Genomic DNA, 17789 nt, shown 5'->3' with positions numbered 1-17789 from the left:
TTTTATGCGTTAAACCTGGTAAGCGCTTTCCAAAAAGTGCTTCGTGTTTACGGTCAATCTGTGGTATAACTATAGAGAGCATGACCAAAGCTAAATATTTAAATAAGGTGATAATATGATACTTGTGCTTGATGTAGGAAACACGAACATCGTTCTCGGTGTATACGAAGGTGATGAACTAACGCATCATTGGAGAATCGGAACGAGCAAAAAGCAAACGGAAGACGAATATGCAATGGTCATTAAGGGGCTATTCTCTCATGAGGATCTAACTTTTGATGATATAGAAGGGATCATTATCTCTTCAGTCGTACCTCCAATAATGTTCGCTCTGGAACGAATGTGCCAGAAGTATTTTCATCATAAACCATTAGTTATTGGGCCTGGGATTAAAACAGGGTTGAACATAAAATATGATAATCCAAAAGAAGTTGGTGCAGATCGTATTGTAAATGCGGTAGCTGGGATTCATCAATATGGATCACCCCTGATCATCGTTGATTTCGGAACGGCGACTACGTATTGCTACATCAACGAAAATAAACAATACGTTGGTGGTGCCATCGCGCCGGGTATTAACATTTCTACTGAAGCATTATATATGCATGCAGCAAAGCTTCCTCGTATCGAGATTGCAAAACCAGACCACATCGTCGGAAAGAATACCGTTAGTGCAATGCAAAGCGGTACACTTTATGGATATGTAGGTCAGGTAGAGGGGATCGTATCGAGAATGAAGAAACATGCGACGAAAGAGCCGACTGTTATCGCAACTGGAGGTCTTGCATCGCTGATTGCTGAAGAGTGTGACCTAATAGATGTGGTAGATCCGTTTTTAACGTTAAACGGTTTACATCTAATCTATAATAAGAATAAAGAAGAATTAAACGCATACCGCTAAGGGATGCGTTTTTCAATTGCTTTCCTTTGTAAAAGGCACATAAGATAGCATAGATGGTACTAAGCAAGGGGACTTTAAATAAAATAGTGAAGAGCACGCAGGTTTCCATAATGGAAGTTCTGATTAAAATCATGTATGTTGTAAGTGGGCATATGCTCATTTGAAAGGAGATTCAAACGAAATGAATGATTATTTAATTAAAGCACTAGCGTTCGATGGGAATGTTAGAGCTTATGCGATATCAAGTACAGAAATGGTTGCAGAAGCACAGAGGCGTCATACAACATGGCCAACTGCATCTGCTGCAATGGGGCGCGCAATGACCGCTTCAACGATGATGGCTTCCTCATTAAAAGGAAAAGAAAAAATCACTGTTAAAATAGAAGGTGGCGGACCGATCGGCGCAATTATCGTCGATGCTAATGCACAGGGAAACACGCGTGCATACGTGAGCAATCCTCATGTGCACTTTGATTTAAACGAGCACGGCAAATTGGACGTAGCAAGTGCAGTCGGTCGTGACGGTTTCCTATCAGTCGTTAAGGATATTGGTATGCGCGATAAGTTTACTGGTCAAGTTCCAATCGTATCTGGTGAACTTGGAGAAGACTTCACGTACTATCTTGTCACATCAGAGCAAGTTCCTTCTTCTGTTGGTGTTGGCGTATTGGTGAATCCTGATAATTCAATCCTTGCAGCTGGAGGCTTTATGATTCAACTTCTGCCTGATGCTGCAGAAGAAACGATCAAATTCATCGAGAAGCGCATTCAAAACATTCCTCCTATCTCAAAATTAATTGAGAAGGGTTATACACCTGAAGAAATCCTCGCGGAACTGTTAGGTGAAGATAATATAAAAATTTTAGATAAAATGCCTGTCTCATTCGAATGCAGTTGTTCGAAAGAACGTTTTGCGAATGGAATTATAGGGCTTGGTAAAGAAGAGATCAATAAAATGATCGAAGACGATGGCGAAGCAGAAACGGTTTGTCATTTCTGTAACGCTCACTATCACTTTTCTAAGGAAGAGCTAGAAGAATTATCTGCAGAAAGTAAGGTTTAAGGGTTTTGGATTGACGCTTTTTCCCCTTGATGCTATCTTTAAGGAAATTATTCCTATAAAATCACTTGGGATTGGGAGGCGAAAGAGATGAGAGTTGCAAATTCAATTACAGAATTAATCGGTCAAACTCCAATCGTTAAGCTAAACCGTCTAACTGGAGAAGATCATGCAGATGTATACTTGAAGCTAGAATTTATGAACCCGGGAAGCAGTGTCAAAGATCGAATCGCATTAGCTATGCTTGAAGCTGGCGAAGAGAAAGGTGAACTTAAACCAGGTGACACGTTTGTAGAACCTACAAGTGGAAATACTGGTATCGGTCTTGCTATGGTAGCTGCAGCAAAAGGGTATCAAGCCGTTCTTGTTATGCCTGATACAATGAGTATGGAACGCCGAAATCTTTTAAAAGCTTATGGCGCAAAACTCGTATTGACCCCTGGGTCTGAAGGAATGGGCGGCGCGATTCGTAAAGCTGAAGAACTGTCTAAAGAACATGGCTACTTTATGCCTCAGCAGTTCCAAAACGTAGCGAATCCAGAAATACACCGTCGTACGACAGGTAAAGAAATTGTAGACCAATTTGATGATCTCGATGCTTTCATAGCAGGTATTGGAACTGGCGGGACAATTACTGGTGCTGGAGAGGTGTTAAAGAAACACTTCCCTTCAATTAAGTTATACGCAGTTGAACCGACGGATTCACCGATTTTATCAGGAGGTAAGCCTGGTCCGCATAAAATTCAAGGAATTGGAGCTGGGTTCGTACCATCGATCCTAGACACGAATATTTACGATGAAGTGATTCAAGTGGAGAATGAGCAAGCGTTCGAATGGGCAAGAAAGGCTGCAAGAGAAGAAGGTGTTCTTGGAGGCATCTCTTCAGGTGCTGCAATATACGCTGCACTTGAAGTTGCTAAAAAGCTAGGGAAAGGTAAGAAAGTACTCGCAGTTATTCCAAGTAACGGTGAGCGCTACTTAAGCACCCCGCTTTTTCAATTCGATGATGAATAACAGTCAATAACAGGCAGTCCTTTTCGGGCTGCTTTTTTCTATAAAAAATTTTCATGAGAGGGATCGTGTGCGGTTATCCTACTGAATAGATGGAGAACAACTCTATACAAAAAGGATGAAGGATTTTTCGTCTTCATGTAAAATAGAGGCATAATCCGAAGGAAGTGTTGATACTTCCGAATAGGGGTGTAACGATAGTGGCGCAACACCAAGAAAAAACAACCCGCATTCCAATATTTGAAACGCTACATTTATCAGGAGATAAATGGTTTTCAAAATATAAACGGTTTGTATCCGACCTTTCTGAACACACCCTTTTAGATAGCACAAGAGGAGGCCGCTACAGCATGTTCGGCATCCTGCCGATGGCTAGTCTAGAAGGTAAGGAACGTACCCTTTCAATAACTGAGAATGGTATAACAAGAAAGCTTGAAGGGAACTTGCTCGATTTAATGCGAGATTACATGCAACAACATGTAGCGGAAACAGATGATCGGCTCCCAGACTTTCAGGGGGGAGCGATGGGCTTCTTAAGTTACGATATTGCCCGTCAGATTGAAGAACTCCCACATCATGCTGAAGACGATTTAGGACTGCCTGAATTATCGTTTATTGTCTATGAAGATGTTGGAGTTTATGATCATGAAGAGCAAGTGCTGTGGTTTATTTCTCAAGTAGAAGAAAGCAAGTCAGAAATTGCTCGTGCCCGATTGAAGCAGTACAAGAATGAATGGCTCGAGGCTAGTGTGACTACAACGCATCATTCAATTAGTACAACGAAAGAAGATGAACGTCACTTCTCAATGGATGAGGACTCATTTGGGTCAGCAGTTAAAAAAGTGCAAGAATATATCTCAAGTGGAGACGTATTTCAAGTGAATCTTTCTCTTAGAGAAACGAGGACGCTGCATGCAGAGCCCCTTCATGTATATGAAACGTTAAGAACGTTGAATCCTTCACCTTACATGTCGTTCATTCACTCAGAGCGATTCGATCTTGTAAGTGCATCACCAGAGCTTTTGGTAAAGAAGAAAGGCAGCGAGCTCAGTACTCGACCAATAGCTGGCACACGATCACGTGGTAAAAATGATGCACAAGATCAACAGCTCGCTAGAACGCTGATCGAAAATGAAAAGGAACGTGCAGAGCACGTTATGCTTGTAGACTTAGAGCGTAACGATCTTGGCAGAGTATGCCGATACGGATCCGTAGAAGTAGACGAGTTCATGGTGATCGAAAAGTATTCTCATGTTCAGCATATTGTTTCGAATGTCCGAGGAGTTTGCGCTCCTGAATACGATGCTTTCGATGCGATCAAAGCGACGTTTCCCGGAGGCACGATCACAGGTGCTCCAAAGATCAGGACGATGGAAATAATCGAGGAACTTGAGCCTGTTCGCCGTGGCATATACACTGGGTCTATCGGATGGATAGGATTTAATGGCGATATGGAATTAAACATCGCCATCCGGACGATGGTGATCAAAGATGGTTTTGCCCACGTCCAAGCTGGTGCTGGAATCGTAATCGATTCCGATCCAGAAGCAGAGTATAAGGAATCGTTAAAGAAAGCTAGAGCCCTTTGGAAAGCCAAAGAGTTGAGTGAAGAGCCTAGAAGAGTTGAGCAGAGGAGGAATAAAGTATGATATTAATGATTGATAACTACGATTCATTTACGTATAACTTAGTACAGTACCTTGGTGAGATGGGGGAGGAGCTTGTCGTTAAGAGGAACGATGAGGTCACAATCGACGAAATTGAAAGCATGAACCCTTCATTCCTCATGATTTCCCCTGGACCGTGCAGTCCAAATGAAGCTGGGATCAGCATGGATGCTGTTAGGCATTTTGCTGGCAAGATTCCGATCTTTGGCGTTTGTCTTGGCCATCAATCAATCGCGCAAGTATTCGGTGGAGATGTTGTGAAAGCTGAGCGGTTGATGCACGGTAAGACATCTGAAATGCATCACGATGGAAGAAGTGTTTTTAAAGGAATGGAGAATCCATTCACCGCTACTAGGTACCACTCTTTAATCGTGAAGAAAGAGACACTTCCTGAATGCTTTGAGGTAAGTGCTTGGACAGAAGAAGGAGAAATTATGGCTATTCGCCATAAGGAGCTTGCAGTAGAAGGGGTTCAATTTCATCCTGAGTCTATTATGACAGCAGTAGGCAAAACGCTTTTAAAAAACTTTATCGATACACATAAAAACGAGCTATGTATATAAACGTAAATGGCGAACTGATGCGTGAAGAGGATGCTGTGATATCGGCATACGACCATGGTTTTTTATATGGATTAGGCGTATTTGAAACATTCCGCACCTATGACGGTCACCCCTTTTTGTTCAACGATCACATCGATCGCCTGCAAGCGTCATTAGAAGAGTTGCAGATTGAGCTTGAAACGAATTCAGATGATTTGCTGCATGAGGTGAAGCGAACCCTTGTAGCAAACAATATGAGAGATGGTTACATTCGTCTTAATGTTTCAGCAGGTGCAGGGAATATAGGGTTGCAGACTGAACCTTATCAATCACCTACACGAATCATCTATGTTAAGTCGCTTGGTGCTCCTGTTCGAAATGAAAAGGACGGGACACTTTTATCATTAAGAAGAAACACACCCGAAGGAAACTATAGATTAAAGTCACATCATTATCTGAATAACATACTCGCCAAAAGAGAGATTGGAAATGATCCAAAAACTGAAGGGATTTTTTTAACAGAAGAAGGTTATGTAGCAGAAGGGATCGTTTCAAACTTATTCTGGGTAAAAGGAGATACCCTTTTTACTCCCTCTTTAGGGACAGGCATTCTTAACGGGATCACTCGTCAATATGTGATCCGTACTGCAGAAAAGCTACGTATCTCTGTTGAAGAAGGGTACTATAAGAAAGAGTGCTTACTCGACGCGGATGAAGTATTCGTAACGAACTCTATTCAGGAAATTGTCCCATTGCGAAGCGTAGATCGTGTCTCTATGCCAGGTAAAAATGGTACTGTTACCAGCAAGCTTATCCTGCACTATGAGAAAGACCGCACTTCGTTATTCAGCAGCAAAGATGTAACGAGATGATTTTATGCAATAAAAAGGAGTGAGCTTGGTGGCTACGGTAATCAAAAAGCAAACAAACCACCCGATGATAATGGAGTGGCGGGACAAAGTAATCGACTGGAACAAGAAAACCTGGGTCATGGGGATATTGAATGCAACCCCTGATTCATTTTCTGATGGGGGGAAGTATGATACGCGTGACAGAGCGGTGGAACATGCTGTGCAGCTTGTGCAGGAAGGTGCTGACATCATCGATATCGGTGGTGAGTCTACACGGCCTGGAGCTGTTCCTGTTTCTCTCGAAGAAGAACTTGAGCGGGTTATCCCTGTGATCAAAGCAGTACGTGCAGCAGTTGACGTTCCGATCTCAATCGATACGTACAAAGCGGAAGTAGCTGATCAGGCCGTATTAGCAGGAGCGGATATCATCAACGATGTTTGGGGTGCAAAAGCTGACCCGCTGATGGGACAAGTTGCTGCAAAGCATGAGGTGCCTATTATCTTAATGCATAATCGCCTAGGTACAAACTATGATGATATTATGGAAGATATCAAAGTGGATATCGAGGAAAGTATCGCCATTGTAAAACGTGCAGGCGTACTTGATCGTAACATCATCTTAGATCCAGGCATCGGCTTCGCAAAAACATATGAACAAAACCTCGAGGTTATGCGCAGGTTGGACGAGTTCTCAGCATTAGGATATCCCGTATTATTAGGAACTTCTAGAAAGTCACTTATAGCAAAAACATTGAACACACAAGCGAATGATCGTGTAGAAGGTACGGGAGCAACAGTGTGCCTCGGCATTGAGCGTGGGTGTCAAATCGTTCGCGTTCATGATGTGAAACCGATCGTTCGAATGGCAAAAATGATGGACGCAATGCTAAAACAAGATATCATCACTAACTAGGAGCGTGGTTGGATGGATAAGATTCACCTGAACGGAATGGAGTTTTATGGTTACCATGGTGTTTTCCCTGAAGAAAACAAGTTAGGTCAACGATTCTATGTAGATCTTGTATTGGAAGCGGACCTCTCTAAAGCGAGTGCGTCCGATGATCTTAACTATACGGTGAATTACGCAGATGCGTACAATACCATTAAAGAAATCGTTGAGGGCGAGCCTAGAAAGTTAGTCGAAACAATCGCAGAAGAAATTCCAAAAGCAATGTTCGAAGCGTTTGAAATTGTGAAGGTCTGTACAGTGAAGGTAATTAAACCGGATCCTCCTATCAATGGACACTATGATTCAGTTGCGATCGAGATGAAGAGGGAACGTAATGAATAGCGTATATGTTGGGATTGGTTCCAATATTGGAGACCGCGAAAATTATATAAAGACTGCGCTTGAGAGAATTGAAGAGTATCCAGATATCACTGTTGCAGACGTCTCGTCGCTATACGAAACTGAGCCTGTAGGAGTAACGGAACAAGCTGCATTTTTAAATATGGTCGCACTTCTACAAACAGATATGAACGCTTTTCAAGTACTTGAAATCCTACAGGGAATCGAACAAACTTTGGGTAGAGAAAGGGATATACGTTGGGGGCCGAGAACGATAGACCTTGACATATTACTTTATAATCACGAAAACATTGTAGCTGAAGGCCTTGTTATTCCACATCCACGACTTATTCAAAGAGGATTTGTTATCATCCCATTACATGAACTAAATCCTGAAGCAGTCATACCTACTACGAATAAACGAATAGAGTCGTATATTGATCATATAGAAGACAAAGAAGGTGTACGTCTATGGAAGCAGAGATCTACGGGAGGCGTATTCGAGCTTTTCGAAAGCTGAAAGGTTTTACTCAAGAAAGATTAGCAAGAGACTTAGGTGTCTCAGTGTCCGTCCTTGGAGAGATAGAGCGGGGAAACAGGGCGCCATCATATGACTTTTTGCTACTTGTCGCGAAACAACTTAATGTTTCTCTTGAAGAACTATTCCCAATAGACCAGTTAAGGAAATAAATGAAGACACATTGAAATTATAAATCTGTAGTTTGACTTTCTAACTACCATTTTTTATACTACACCTATGATTAAACCAACTGCCAGGATCGTTGACTGGCAGTTTTCTTCTTATAATGAGCGACACACCCGGCGCATTTGTCAATGAAAACCATGCCGTGAATACTTGCTATTCATGCTGCTTTCAGATAAAGTTATAGCGGGATAAACCTAGATTTGACAGGAGTGATAGTGATGAGTCAGGAGCTAGAACTAAATGATCTTCTTCGTGTAAGAAGAGAAAAGCTCGATACACTTAAAAGTAACAACATAGATCCGTTCGGTCATCGTTTTGATCGTACTCATACAGCAACACAAATGGTTGAGGAGTTTGATTCCTTCTCAAAGGAAGAGCTTGCCGAAACAGAGAAGACGGTTTCTCTTGCAGGTAGAATCATGACGAAGCGTGGAAAAGGAAAAGCTGGATTTGCACATATGCAGGACCTTACAGGTCAGATCCAAATGTATATTCGTAAAGATACTGTTGGCGAAGAGCAGTATGACTTATTCGACTCGATGGACATTGGAGACATTGTCGGAGTTACGGGAGTAGCTTTTAAAACGAAAGTAGGAGAGCTTTCTATTAAAGTAAGCGATCTTCACTTGTTATCTAAGTCCCTTCGTCCACTACCAGATAAGTTCCATGGTCTTAAAGATGTTGAACAACGTTATCGCCAACGTTACTTGGATCTCATCATGAGCCCGGAATCGAAAGAAACGTTCATCTCTCGAAGCCGCATCATTCAATCCATGCGACGTTATTTAGATGACCAAGGCTTTCTTGAAGTAGAAACACCGATGATGCATTCTATTCCAGGTGGAGCTTCAGCCCGTCCATTCGTTACTCATCACAATGCTCTTGATATGGAGCTTTATATGCGTATTGCGATTGAACTTCATCTAAAACGCCTTATTGTCGGTGGACTTGAAAAAGTATACGAAGTAGGTCGCGTATTTAGAAATGAAGGTGTATCTACACGTCATAATCCAGAATTCACAATGCTTGAACTTTATGAAGCATACGCTGACTATAAAGATGTGATGTCTCTAACAGAGAATTTAATCGCTCATATCGCAAAAGATGTGACTGGTTCAACTACGATTACGTATGGTGACCAAGAAATCAACTTAGAGCCTGAATGGAAGAGACTTCATATGGTAGATGCGGTAAAAGAAGCGACTGGAGTAGACTTCTGGAAGGAAATGACTGATGAAGAAGCTCGTGCTCTTGCGAAAGAACATGGCGTCGAAGTCAAAGAGACAATGGAATTCGGACACGTTGTTAATGAATTCTTTGAACAAAAAGTTGAAGAAACATTGATACAACCAACGTTTGTATATGGACATCCAGTTGCCATATCTCCATTGGCTAAAAAGAATCCAGAGGACCCTCGCTTTACGGATCGCTTTGAACTATTCATCGTAGCTCGCGAGCACGCAAATGCATTTACCGAGCTTAATGACCCGATCGATCAAAGAGAGCGATTCGAAGCTCAACTTGTTGAGCGTGAACAAGGTAACGATGAAGCTCACATGATGGATCATGATTTCATTGAAGCATTAGAATATGGTCTTCCTCCAACAGGTGGACTTGGAATCGGTATTGATCGCCTCGTTATGCTATTAACGAATTCTCCATCTATCCGCGACGTACTGCTATTCCCACAAATGAGAAATACGGAACGATAGAAAAGAAGCCTTCGGGCTTCTTTTTATTATTTTTTACGAAAAACCATTGCGCTACTTTGGAGTACATGGTATATTAATACTCGCCGTTAAAAACACGGCAACACACGAAATAAAAAAACAAAAAAGATGTTGACTTCGGACAAGTTAATGTGTTACATTAATAAAGTCGCTGAAAACGACATTGAAAGAAACAAATCGATCTTTGAAAACTGAACGAAACGCCATGCAAGATATTGTTTCTACGGAAACAAACATTGTTTTAAAGCTAGATTAAACTTTTCTATCGGAGAGTTTGATCCTGGCTCAGGACGAACGCTGGCGGCGTGCCTAATACATGCAAGTCGAGCGGAGAAATGGGAGCTTGCTCCCATTTCTCAGCGGCGGACGGGTGAGTAACACGTGGGCAACCTGCCCTACAGACTGGGATAACTCCGGGAAACCGGAGCTAATACCGGGTAATACATAGCATCGCATGATGCAACGTTGAAAGTTGGCCTTTGGCTAACACTGTAGGATGGGCCCGCGGCGCATTAGCTAGTTGGTAAGGTAACGGCTTACCAAGGCCACGATGCGTAGCCGACCTGAGAGGGTGATCGGCCACACTGGGACTGAGACACGGCCCAGACTCCTACGGGAGGCAGCAGTAGGGAATCTTCCGCAATGGACGAAAGTCTGACGGAGCAACGCCGCGTGAGTGACGAAGGCCTTCGGGTCGTAAAGCTCTGTTGTTAGGGAAGAACAAGTACCGTTCGAATAGGGCGGTACCTTGACGGTACCTAACCAGAAAGCCACGGCTAACTACGTGCCAGCAGCCGCGGTAATACGTAGGTGGCAAGCGTTGTCCGGAATTATTGGGCGTAAAGCGCGCGCAGGCGGTCTCTTAAGTCTGATGTGAAAGCCCACGGCTCAACCGTGGAGGGCCATTGGAAACTGGGGGACTTGAGTGCAGAAGAGGAGAGTGGAATTCCACGTGTAGCGGTGAAATGCGTAGATATGTGGAGGAACACCAGTGGCGAAGGCGGCTCTCTGGTCTGTAACTGACGCTGAGGCGCGAAAGCGTGGGGAGCAAACAGGATTAGATACCCTGGTAGTCCACGCCGTAAACGATGAGTGCTAGGTGTTGGGGGGTTCCACCCTCAGTGCTGAAGTTAACACATTAAGCACTCCGCCTGGGGAGTACGACCGCAAGGTTGAAACTCAAAGGAATTGACGGGGGCCCGCACAAGCAGTGGAGCATGTGGTTTAATTCGAAGCAACGCGAAGAACCTTACCAGGTCTTGACATCCTCTGCCACTCCTAGAGATAGGACGTTCCCCTTCGGGGGACAGAGTGACAGGTGGTGCATGGTTGTCGTCAGCTCGTGTCGTGAGATGTTGGGTTAAGTCCCGCAACGAGCGCAACCCTTGATCTTAGTTGCCAGCATTCAGTTGGGCACTCTAAGGTGACTGCCGGTGACAAACCGGAGGAAGGTGGGGACGACGTCAAATCATCATGCCCCTTATGACCTGGGCTACACACGTGCTACAATGGACGGTACAAAGGGCAGCGACACCGCGAGGTGAAGCGAATCCCATAAAGCCGTTCTCAGTTCGGATTGCAGGCTGCAACTCGCCTGCATGAAGCCGGAATTGCTAGTAATCGCGGATCAGCATGCCGCGGTGAATACGTTCCCGGGCCTTGTACACACCGCCCGTCACACCACGAGAGTTTGTAACACCCGAAGTCGGTGAGGTAACCTTTTGGAGCCAGCCGCCGAAGGTGGGACAAATGATTGGGGTGAAGTCGTAACAAGGTAGCCGTATCGGAAGGTGCGGCTGGATCACCTCCTTTCTATGGAGAATTACGAGGCAACATTGGTTGCCAAACTTGCATGAGCGTTTCGTTTAGTTTTGAAAGAATGATTGTATTCTTTCTTTAATATCGTCAATCAAACCTTTATGGGCCTGTAGCTCAGCTGGTTAGAGCGCACGCCTGATAAGCGTGAGGTCGGTGGTTCGAGTCCACTCAGGCCCACCATAAAAGCTAAATTGACGAAATGTTTTGTGATTTGTTATAATGTTATCCTACATTTAAAAACGGGGCCTTAGCTCAGCTGGGAGAGCGCCTGCCTTGCACGCAGGAGGTCAGCGGTTCGATCCCGCTAGGCTCCACCATTTATTTCTTCTATATAAAAGAAGGAAAATGTTCCTTGAAAACTAGATAGCACAAACAACGACATCCAATAATTATTATTTTTTGCGTTATAACTTAGTTAGTCACATCTAACGATGTGCATCGATGACGTTAGAACACTGTTTCTAGCGAAATCTAAGGTTAAGCTACTAAGGGCGCACGGTGGATGCCTTGGCACTAGAAGCCGATGAAGGACGGGACGAACACCGATATGCTTCGGGGAGCAGTAAGTACGCTTTGATCCGGAGATTTCCGAATGGGGGAACCCACCATCCGTAATGGGATGGTATTTACTTCTGAATACATAGGAAGTAAAAGGCATACCCGGGGAACTGAAACATCTCAGTACCCGGAGGAAGAGAAAGCAATCGCGATTTCCTGAGTAGCGGCGAGCGAAACGGAAACAGCCCAAACCAGAGGGCTTGCCCTCTGGGGTTGTAGGACGTCTCATTGGAGTTACAAAGGCACGGATAGACGAAGCGACCTGGAAAGGTCCATCAGAGAAGGTAACAATCCTGTAGTCAAAATCCGCTGCCCTCCGAGACGGATCCTGAGTACGGCGGGACACGTGAAACCCCGTCGGAATCCGGGAGGACCATCTCCCAAGGCTAAATACTCTCTAGTGACCGATAGTGAACCAGTACCGTGAGGGAAAGGTGAAAAGCACCCCGGAAGGGGAGTGAAAGAGAACCTGAAACCGTGTGCCTACAACTAGTTGGAGCCCGTTAATGGGTGACAGCGTGCCTTTTGTAGAATGAACCGGCGAGTTACGATCCCGTGCAAGGTTAAGCCGAGAAGGCGGAGCCGCAGCGAAAGCGAGTCTGAATAGGGCGAAGGAGTACGTGGTCGTAGACCCGAAACCGGGTGATCTACCCATGTCCAGGGTGAAGTTCAGGTAACACTGAATGGAGGCCCGAACCCACGCATGTTGAAAAATGCGGGGATGAGGTGTGGGTAGCGGTGAAATGCCAATCGAACCCGGAGATAGCTGGTTCTCTCCGAAATAGCTTTAGGGCTAGCCTCGCGGCAAGAATCTTGGAGGTAGAGCACTGATTGGACTAGGGGTCCCTACCGGATTACCGAATCCAGTCAAACTCCGAATGCCAACGATTTATCCGCGGGAGTCAGACTGCGAGTGATAAGATCCGTAGTCGAGAGGGAAACAGCCCAGACCACCAGCTAAGGTCCCAAAGTATACGTTAAGTGGAAAAGGATGTGGCGTTGCTTAGACAACCAGGATGTTGGCTTAGAAGCAGCCATCATTTAAAGAGTGCGTAATAGCTCACTGGTCGAGTGACGCTGCGCCGAAAATGTACCGGGGCTAAACGTATCACCGAAGCTGTGGATTGTCTTACGACAATGGTAGGAGAGCGTTCTAAGGGCTGCGAAGTCAGACCGAAAGGACTGGTGGAGCGCTTAGAAGTGAGAATGCCGGTATGAGTAGCGAAAGACAAGTGAGAATCTTGTCCGTCGAAAGCCCAAGGTTTCCTGAGGAAGGCTCGTCCGCTCAGGGTTAGTCGGGACCTAAGCCGAGGCCGAAAGGCGTAGGCGATGGATAACAGGTTGATATTCCTGTACCACCTCCTTTCCGTTTGAACGACGGGGGGACGCAGAAAGATAGGGAGAGCGCGCTGCTGGAAATGCGCGTCCAAGCGATTAGGCTGGTGAATAGGCAAATCCGTTCACCGCGAATGCTGAGTCGTGATGGCGAGGGAATTTAAGTACCGAAGTCCCTGATTCTACACTGCCAAGAAAAGCCTCTAGTGAGGAAAGAGGTGCCCGTACCGCAAACCGACACAGGTAGGCGAGGAGAGAATCCTAAGACGATCGGGAGAACTCTCGTTAAGGAACTCGGCAAAATGACCCCGTAACTTCGGGAGAAGGGGTGCTTCCTCGGGTGAATAGCCCAGGGGAGCCGCAGTGAAAAGATCCAAGCGACTGTTTAGCAAAAACACAGGTCTCTGCCAAGCCGCAAGGCGATGTATAGGGGCTGACACCTGCCCGGTGCTGGAAGGTTAAGAGGAGGGGTTATCCCTTACGGGAGAAGCTCTGAATCGAAGCCCCAGTAAACGGCGGCCGTAACTATAACGGTCCTAAGGTAGCGAAATTCCTTGTCGGGTAAGTTCCGACCCGCACGAAAGGTGCAACGACTTGGATACTGTCTCAACGAGAGACCCGGTGAAATTATAGTACCTGTGAAGATGCAGGTTACCCGCGACAGGACGGAAAGACCCCATGGAGCTTTACTGTAGCCTGATATTGGATTTTGGTACAGCTTGTACAGGATAGGTAGGAGCCATAGAAGCCGGACCGCTAGGTTCGGTGGAGGCGTCGGTGGGATACTACCCTGGCTGTACTGACATTCTAACCCAGCACCGTGATCCGGTGCGGAGACAGTGTCAGGTGGGCAGTTTGACTGGGGCGGTCGCCTCCTAAAGAGTAACGGAGGCGCCCAAAGGTTCCCTCAGAATGGTTGGAAATCATTCGCAGAGTGTAAAGGCACAAGGGAGCTTGACTGCGAGACCTACAAGTCGAGCAGGGACGAAAGTCGGGCTTAGTGATCCGGTGGTTCCGCATGGAAGGGCCATCGCTCAACGGATAAAAGCTACCCTGGGGATAACAGGCTTATCTCCCCCAAGAGTCCACATCGACGGGGAGGTTTGGCACCTCGATGTCGGCTCATCGCATCCTGGGGCTGAAGTAGGTCCCAAGGGTTGGGCTGTTCGCCCATTAAAGCGGTACGCGAGCTGGGTTCAGAACGTCGTGAGACAGTTCGGTCCCTATCCGTCGCGGGCGCAGGAAATTTGAGAGGAGCTGTCCTTAGTACGAGAGGACCGGGATGGACACACCGCTGGTGTACCAGTTGTTCCGCCAGGAGCATAGCTGGGTAGCTACGTGTGGAAGGGATAAGTGCTGAAAGCATCTAAGCATGAAGCCCCCCTCGAGATGAGATTTCCCACAGCGTCAAGCTGGTAAGATCCCTCAGAGATGATGAGGTTGATAGGTTCGGGGTGGAAGCGTGGCGACACGTGGAGCTGACGAATACTAATCGATCGAGGGCTTAACCTAAAACATATTGGAATACGTTGCGAGTGCTATCTAGTTTTCAGGGAATACCTGAATAGTCTAGTGATGAAGGCGAAGAGGTCACACCCGTTCCCATGCCGAACACGGAAGTTAAGCTCTTCAGCGCCGATGGTAGTTGGGGGCTCTCCCCCTGCAAGAGTAGGACGTCGCTAGGCTTAGATAGTGGAGGATTAGCTCAGCTGGGAGAGCATCTGCCTTACAAGCAGAGGGTCGGCGGTTCGAGCCCGTCATCCTCCACCATTTATTTTTTTGCCCGGAAGGGCTCAAATAGTAAACTACATAACCATTTGCCGGTCTAGCTCAATTGGTAGAGCAACTGACTTGTAATCAGTAGGTTGGGGGTTCAAGTCCTCTGGCCGGCACCATCTTTTCTATGGAAAAGAGCCATTAGCTCAGTTGGTAGAGCATCTGACTTTTAATCAGAGGGTCGAAGGTTCGAGTCCTTCATGGCTCACCATGTTTTTGCGGGTGTGGCGGAATTGGCAGACGCGCTAGACTTAGGATCTAGTGTCTTACGACGTGGGGGTTCGAGTCCCTTCACCCGCACCAATTGCGGAAGTAGTTCAGTGGTAGAACACCACCTTGCCAAGGTGGGGGTCGCGGGTTCGAATCCCGTCTTCCGCTCCATTTTAATAAAACTTATTTGCGCCCGTAGCTCAATTGGATAGAGCGTCTGACTACGGATCAGAAGGTTAGGGGTTCGACTCCTCTCGGGCGCGCCATTTTTAATAACATAGTCGGGAAGTAGCTCAGCTTGGCAGAGCACTTGGTTTGGGACCAAGGGGTCGCAGGTTCAAATCCTGTCTTCCCGACCACTTATAAAATGGGGCCTTAGCTCAGCTGGGAGAGCGCCTGCCTTGCACGCAGGAGGTCAGCGGTTCGATCCCGCTAGGCTCCACCAAATTTCTTCAAAAAAGTTGTTGACTTCGAACAAGTTAATGTGTTACATTAATAAAGTCGCTGAAAACGACATTGAAAGAAACAAATCGATCTTTGAAAACTGAACGAAACGCCATGCAAGAAATTGTTTCTACGGAAACAACATTGTTTTAAAGCTAGATTGAACTTTTCTATCGGAGAGTTTGATCCTGGCTCAGGACGAACGCTGGCGGCGTGCCTAATACATGCAAGTCGAGCGGAGAAATGGGAGCTTGCTCCCATTTCTCAGCGGCGGACGGGTGAGTAACACGTGGGCAACCTGCCCTACAGACTGGGATAACTCCGGGAAACCGGAGCTAATACCGGGTAATACATAGCATCGCATGATGCAACGTTGAAAGTTGGCCTTTGGCTAACACTGTAGGATGGGCCCGCGGCGCATTAGCTAGTTGGTAAGGTAACGGCTTACCAAGGCCACGATGCGTAGCCGACCTGAGAGGGTGATCGGCCACACTGGGACTGAGACACGGCCCAGACTCCTACGGGAGGCAGCAGTAGGGAATCTTCCGCAATGGACGAAAGTCTGACGGAGCAACGCCGCGTGAGTGACGAAGGCCTTCGGGTCGTAAAGCTCTGTTGTTAGGGAAGAACAAGTACCGTTCGAATAGGGCGGTACCTTGACGGTACCTAACCAGAAAGCCACGGCTAACTACGTGCCAGCAGCCGCGGTAATACGTAGGTGGCAAGCGTTGTCCGGAATTATTGGGCGTAAAGCGCGCGCAGGCGGTCTCTTAAGTCTGATGTGAAAGCCCACGGCTCAACCGTGGAGGGCCATTGGAAACTGGGGGACTTGAGTGCAGAAGAGGAGAGTGGAATTCCACGTGTAGCGGTGAAATGCGTAGATATGTGGAGGAACACCAGTGGCGAAGGCGGCTCTCTGGTCTGTAACTGACGCTGAGGCGCGAAAGCGTGGGGAGCAAACAGGATTAGATACCCTGGTAGTCCACGCCGTAAACGATGAGTGCTAGGTGTTGGGGGGTTCCACCCTCAGTGCTGAAGTTAACACATTAAGCACTCCGCCTGGGGAGTACGACCGCAAGGTTGAAACTCAAAGGAATTGACGGGGGCCCGCACAAGCAGTGGAGCATGTGGTTTAATTCGAAGCAACGCGAAGAACCTTACCAGGTCTTGACATCCTCTGCCACTCCTAGAGATAGGACGTTCCCCTTCGGGGGACAGAGTGACAGGTGGTGCATGGTTGTCGTCAGCTCGTGTCGTGAGATGTTGGGTTAAGTCCCGCAACGAGCGCAACCCTTGATCTTAGTTGCCAGCATTCAGTTGGGCACTCTAAGGTGACTGCCGGTGACAAACCGGAGGAAGGTGGGGACGACGTCAAATCATCATGCCCCTTATGACCTGGGCTACACACGTGCTACAATGGACGGTACAAAGGGCAGCGACACCGCGAGGTGAAGCGAATCCCATAAAGCCGTTCTCAGTTCGGATTGCAGGCTGCAACTCGCCTGCATGAAGCCGGAATTGCTAGTAATCGCGGATCAGCATGCCGCGGTGAATACGTTCCCGGGCCTTGTACACACCGCCCGTCACACCACGAGAGTTTGTAACACCCGAAGTCGGTGAGGTAACCTTTTGGAGCCAGCCGCCGAAGGTGGGACAAATGATTGGGGTGAAGTCGTAACAAGGTAGCCGTATCGGAAGGTGCGGCTGGATCACCTCCTTTCTATGGAGAATTACGAGGCAACATTGGTTGCCAAACTTGCATGAGCGTTTCGTTTAGTTTTGAAAGAATGATTGTATTCTTTCATGTTCCTTGAAAACTAGATAGCACAAACAACGACATCCAATAATTATTATTTTTTGCGTTATAACTTAGTTAGTCACATCTAACGATG

Annotated in this window: 11 protein-coding genes, 10 tRNA genes and 4 rRNA genes; all 25 read left to right on the top strand. The window is 46.5% G+C overall.

The annotated features are described in order from the left end of the window. Positions 1–115: 115 nt before the first annotated feature. On the top strand, positions 116–901 hold the full coding sequence (locus ACXADT_RS03285) for a type III pantothenate kinase (protein ID WP_270182889.1): 786 nt from the start codon (positions 116–118) through the stop codon (positions 899–901). Between the two features lie 181 nt (positions 902–1082). Continuing rightward, positions 1083–1964: an Hsp33 family molecular chaperone HslO gene (gene hslO / locus ACXADT_RS03280; RefSeq protein ID WP_270182888.1), complete on the top strand. Its 882-nt coding sequence runs from the start codon at positions 1083–1085 to the stop codon at positions 1962–1964. An 87-nt stretch (positions 1965–2051) separates the two neighbouring features. Next, positions 2052–2975: a cysteine synthase A gene (gene cysK, locus ACXADT_RS03275; protein ID WP_270182887.1), complete on the top strand. Its 924-nt coding sequence runs from the start codon at positions 2052–2054 to the stop codon at positions 2973–2975. Between the two features lie 227 nt (positions 2976–3202). After that, on the top strand, positions 3203–4621 hold the full coding sequence (gene pabB, locus ACXADT_RS03270) for an aminodeoxychorismate synthase, component I (protein ID WP_474834637.1): 1419 nt from the start codon (positions 3203–3205) through the stop codon (positions 4619–4621). Continuing rightward, a complete protein-coding gene (pabA, locus tag ACXADT_RS03265; RefSeq protein WP_270182886.1) occupies positions 4618–5202 on the top strand; it encodes an aminodeoxychorismate/anthranilate synthase component II in 585 nt (194 codons plus the stop codon). Before pabB ends, pabA begins: the two co-directional genes overlap by 4 nt. Next, positions 5193–6053 carry an aminodeoxychorismate lyase gene (gene pabC, locus ACXADT_RS03260; protein WP_474833201.1) on the top strand — a complete coding sequence of 287 codons (861 nt, stop codon included), beginning with the start codon at positions 5193–5195 and terminating at the stop codon, positions 6051–6053. Before pabA ends, pabC begins: the two co-directional genes overlap by 10 nt. Before the next feature lie 64 nt (positions 6054–6117). Beyond that, a complete protein-coding gene (gene folP, locus ACXADT_RS03255; protein ID WP_270182926.1) occupies positions 6118–6945 on the top strand; it encodes a dihydropteroate synthase in 828 nt (275 codons plus the stop codon). Between the two features lie 12 nt (positions 6946–6957). Continuing rightward, complete coding sequence (folB, locus tag ACXADT_RS03250) at positions 6958–7323, top strand: dihydroneopterin aldolase (protein ID WP_270182884.1); 366 nt, start codon at positions 6958–6960, stop codon at positions 7321–7323. Beyond that, positions 7316–7840 (top strand): 2-amino-4-hydroxy-6-hydroxymethyldihydropteridine diphosphokinase, encoded by a 525-nt coding sequence (gene folK / locus ACXADT_RS03245; protein ID WP_270182883.1) that lies wholly within the window; start codon positions 7316–7318, stop codon positions 7838–7840. The genes folB and folK overlap by 8 nt, the downstream gene beginning before the upstream one ends. Further along, the gene (locus tag ACXADT_RS03240) at positions 7792–8010 is read left to right on the top strand and encodes a helix-turn-helix domain-containing protein (RefSeq protein ID WP_474809687.1); all 219 of its coding nucleotides are present in this window, start codon (positions 7792–7794) and stop codon (positions 8008–8010) included. Before folK ends, ACXADT_RS03240 begins: the two co-directional genes overlap by 49 nt. Positions 8011–8244: 234 nt before the next feature. Further along, the gene (lysS, locus tag ACXADT_RS03235) at positions 8245–9738 is read left to right on the top strand and encodes a lysine--tRNA ligase (RefSeq protein WP_270182881.1); all 1494 of its coding nucleotides are present in this window, start codon (positions 8245–8247) and stop codon (positions 9736–9738) included. A 280-nt stretch (positions 9739–10018) separates the two neighbouring features. Beyond that, a 16S ribosomal RNA gene (locus ACXADT_RS03230) occupies positions 10019–11568 on the top strand. A gap of 109 nt (positions 11569–11677) precedes the next feature. Further along, positions 11678–11754: transfer RNA gene (locus ACXADT_RS03225), tRNA-Ile, on the top strand. A gap of 61 nt (positions 11755–11815) precedes the next feature. After that, positions 11816–11891 (top strand) — tRNA-Ala (locus ACXADT_RS03220). A gap of 158 nt (positions 11892–12049) precedes the next feature. Next, positions 12050–14979 (top strand): 23S ribosomal RNA (locus ACXADT_RS03215). 56 nt (positions 14980–15035) lie between these two features. Further along, a 5S ribosomal RNA gene (rrf, locus tag ACXADT_RS03210) occupies positions 15036–15152 on the top strand. 9 nt (positions 15153–15161) lie between these two features. After that, positions 15162–15237, top strand: a tRNA-Val gene (locus tag ACXADT_RS03205). Positions 15238–15286: 49 nt separating this feature from the next. Further along, positions 15287–15362: transfer RNA gene (locus tag ACXADT_RS03200), tRNA-Thr, on the top strand. Between the two features lie 16 nt (positions 15363–15378). Continuing rightward, positions 15379–15454, top strand: a tRNA-Lys gene (locus tag ACXADT_RS03195). Between the two features lie 7 nt (positions 15455–15461). Continuing rightward, positions 15462–15546 (top strand) — tRNA-Leu (locus tag ACXADT_RS03190). A gap of 3 nt (positions 15547–15549) precedes the next feature. Beyond that, a tRNA-Gly gene (locus ACXADT_RS03185) sits at positions 15550–15624 on the top strand. An 18-nt stretch (positions 15625–15642) separates the two neighbouring features. Then, positions 15643–15719: transfer RNA gene (locus ACXADT_RS03180), tRNA-Arg, on the top strand. A gap of 16 nt (positions 15720–15735) precedes the next feature. After that, a tRNA-Pro gene (locus ACXADT_RS03175) sits at positions 15736–15812 on the top strand. A gap of 10 nt (positions 15813–15822) precedes the next feature. Continuing rightward, positions 15823–15898 (top strand) — tRNA-Ala (locus ACXADT_RS03170). A gap of 169 nt (positions 15899–16067) precedes the next feature. Continuing rightward, positions 16068–17617: ribosomal RNA gene (locus ACXADT_RS03165) — 16S ribosomal RNA — on the top strand. The 16S, 23S and 5S rRNA genes sit together here with 10 tRNA genes alongside, the layout of an rRNA operon. The last annotated feature ends 172 nt before the right edge of the window (positions 17618–17789 follow it).

The organism is Anaerobacillus sp. ABR4_321, from assembly GCF_056158505.1.
Note: the sequence above shows the minus strand (reverse complement) of the source record. Positions and strands in the feature narration are given on the sequence as shown.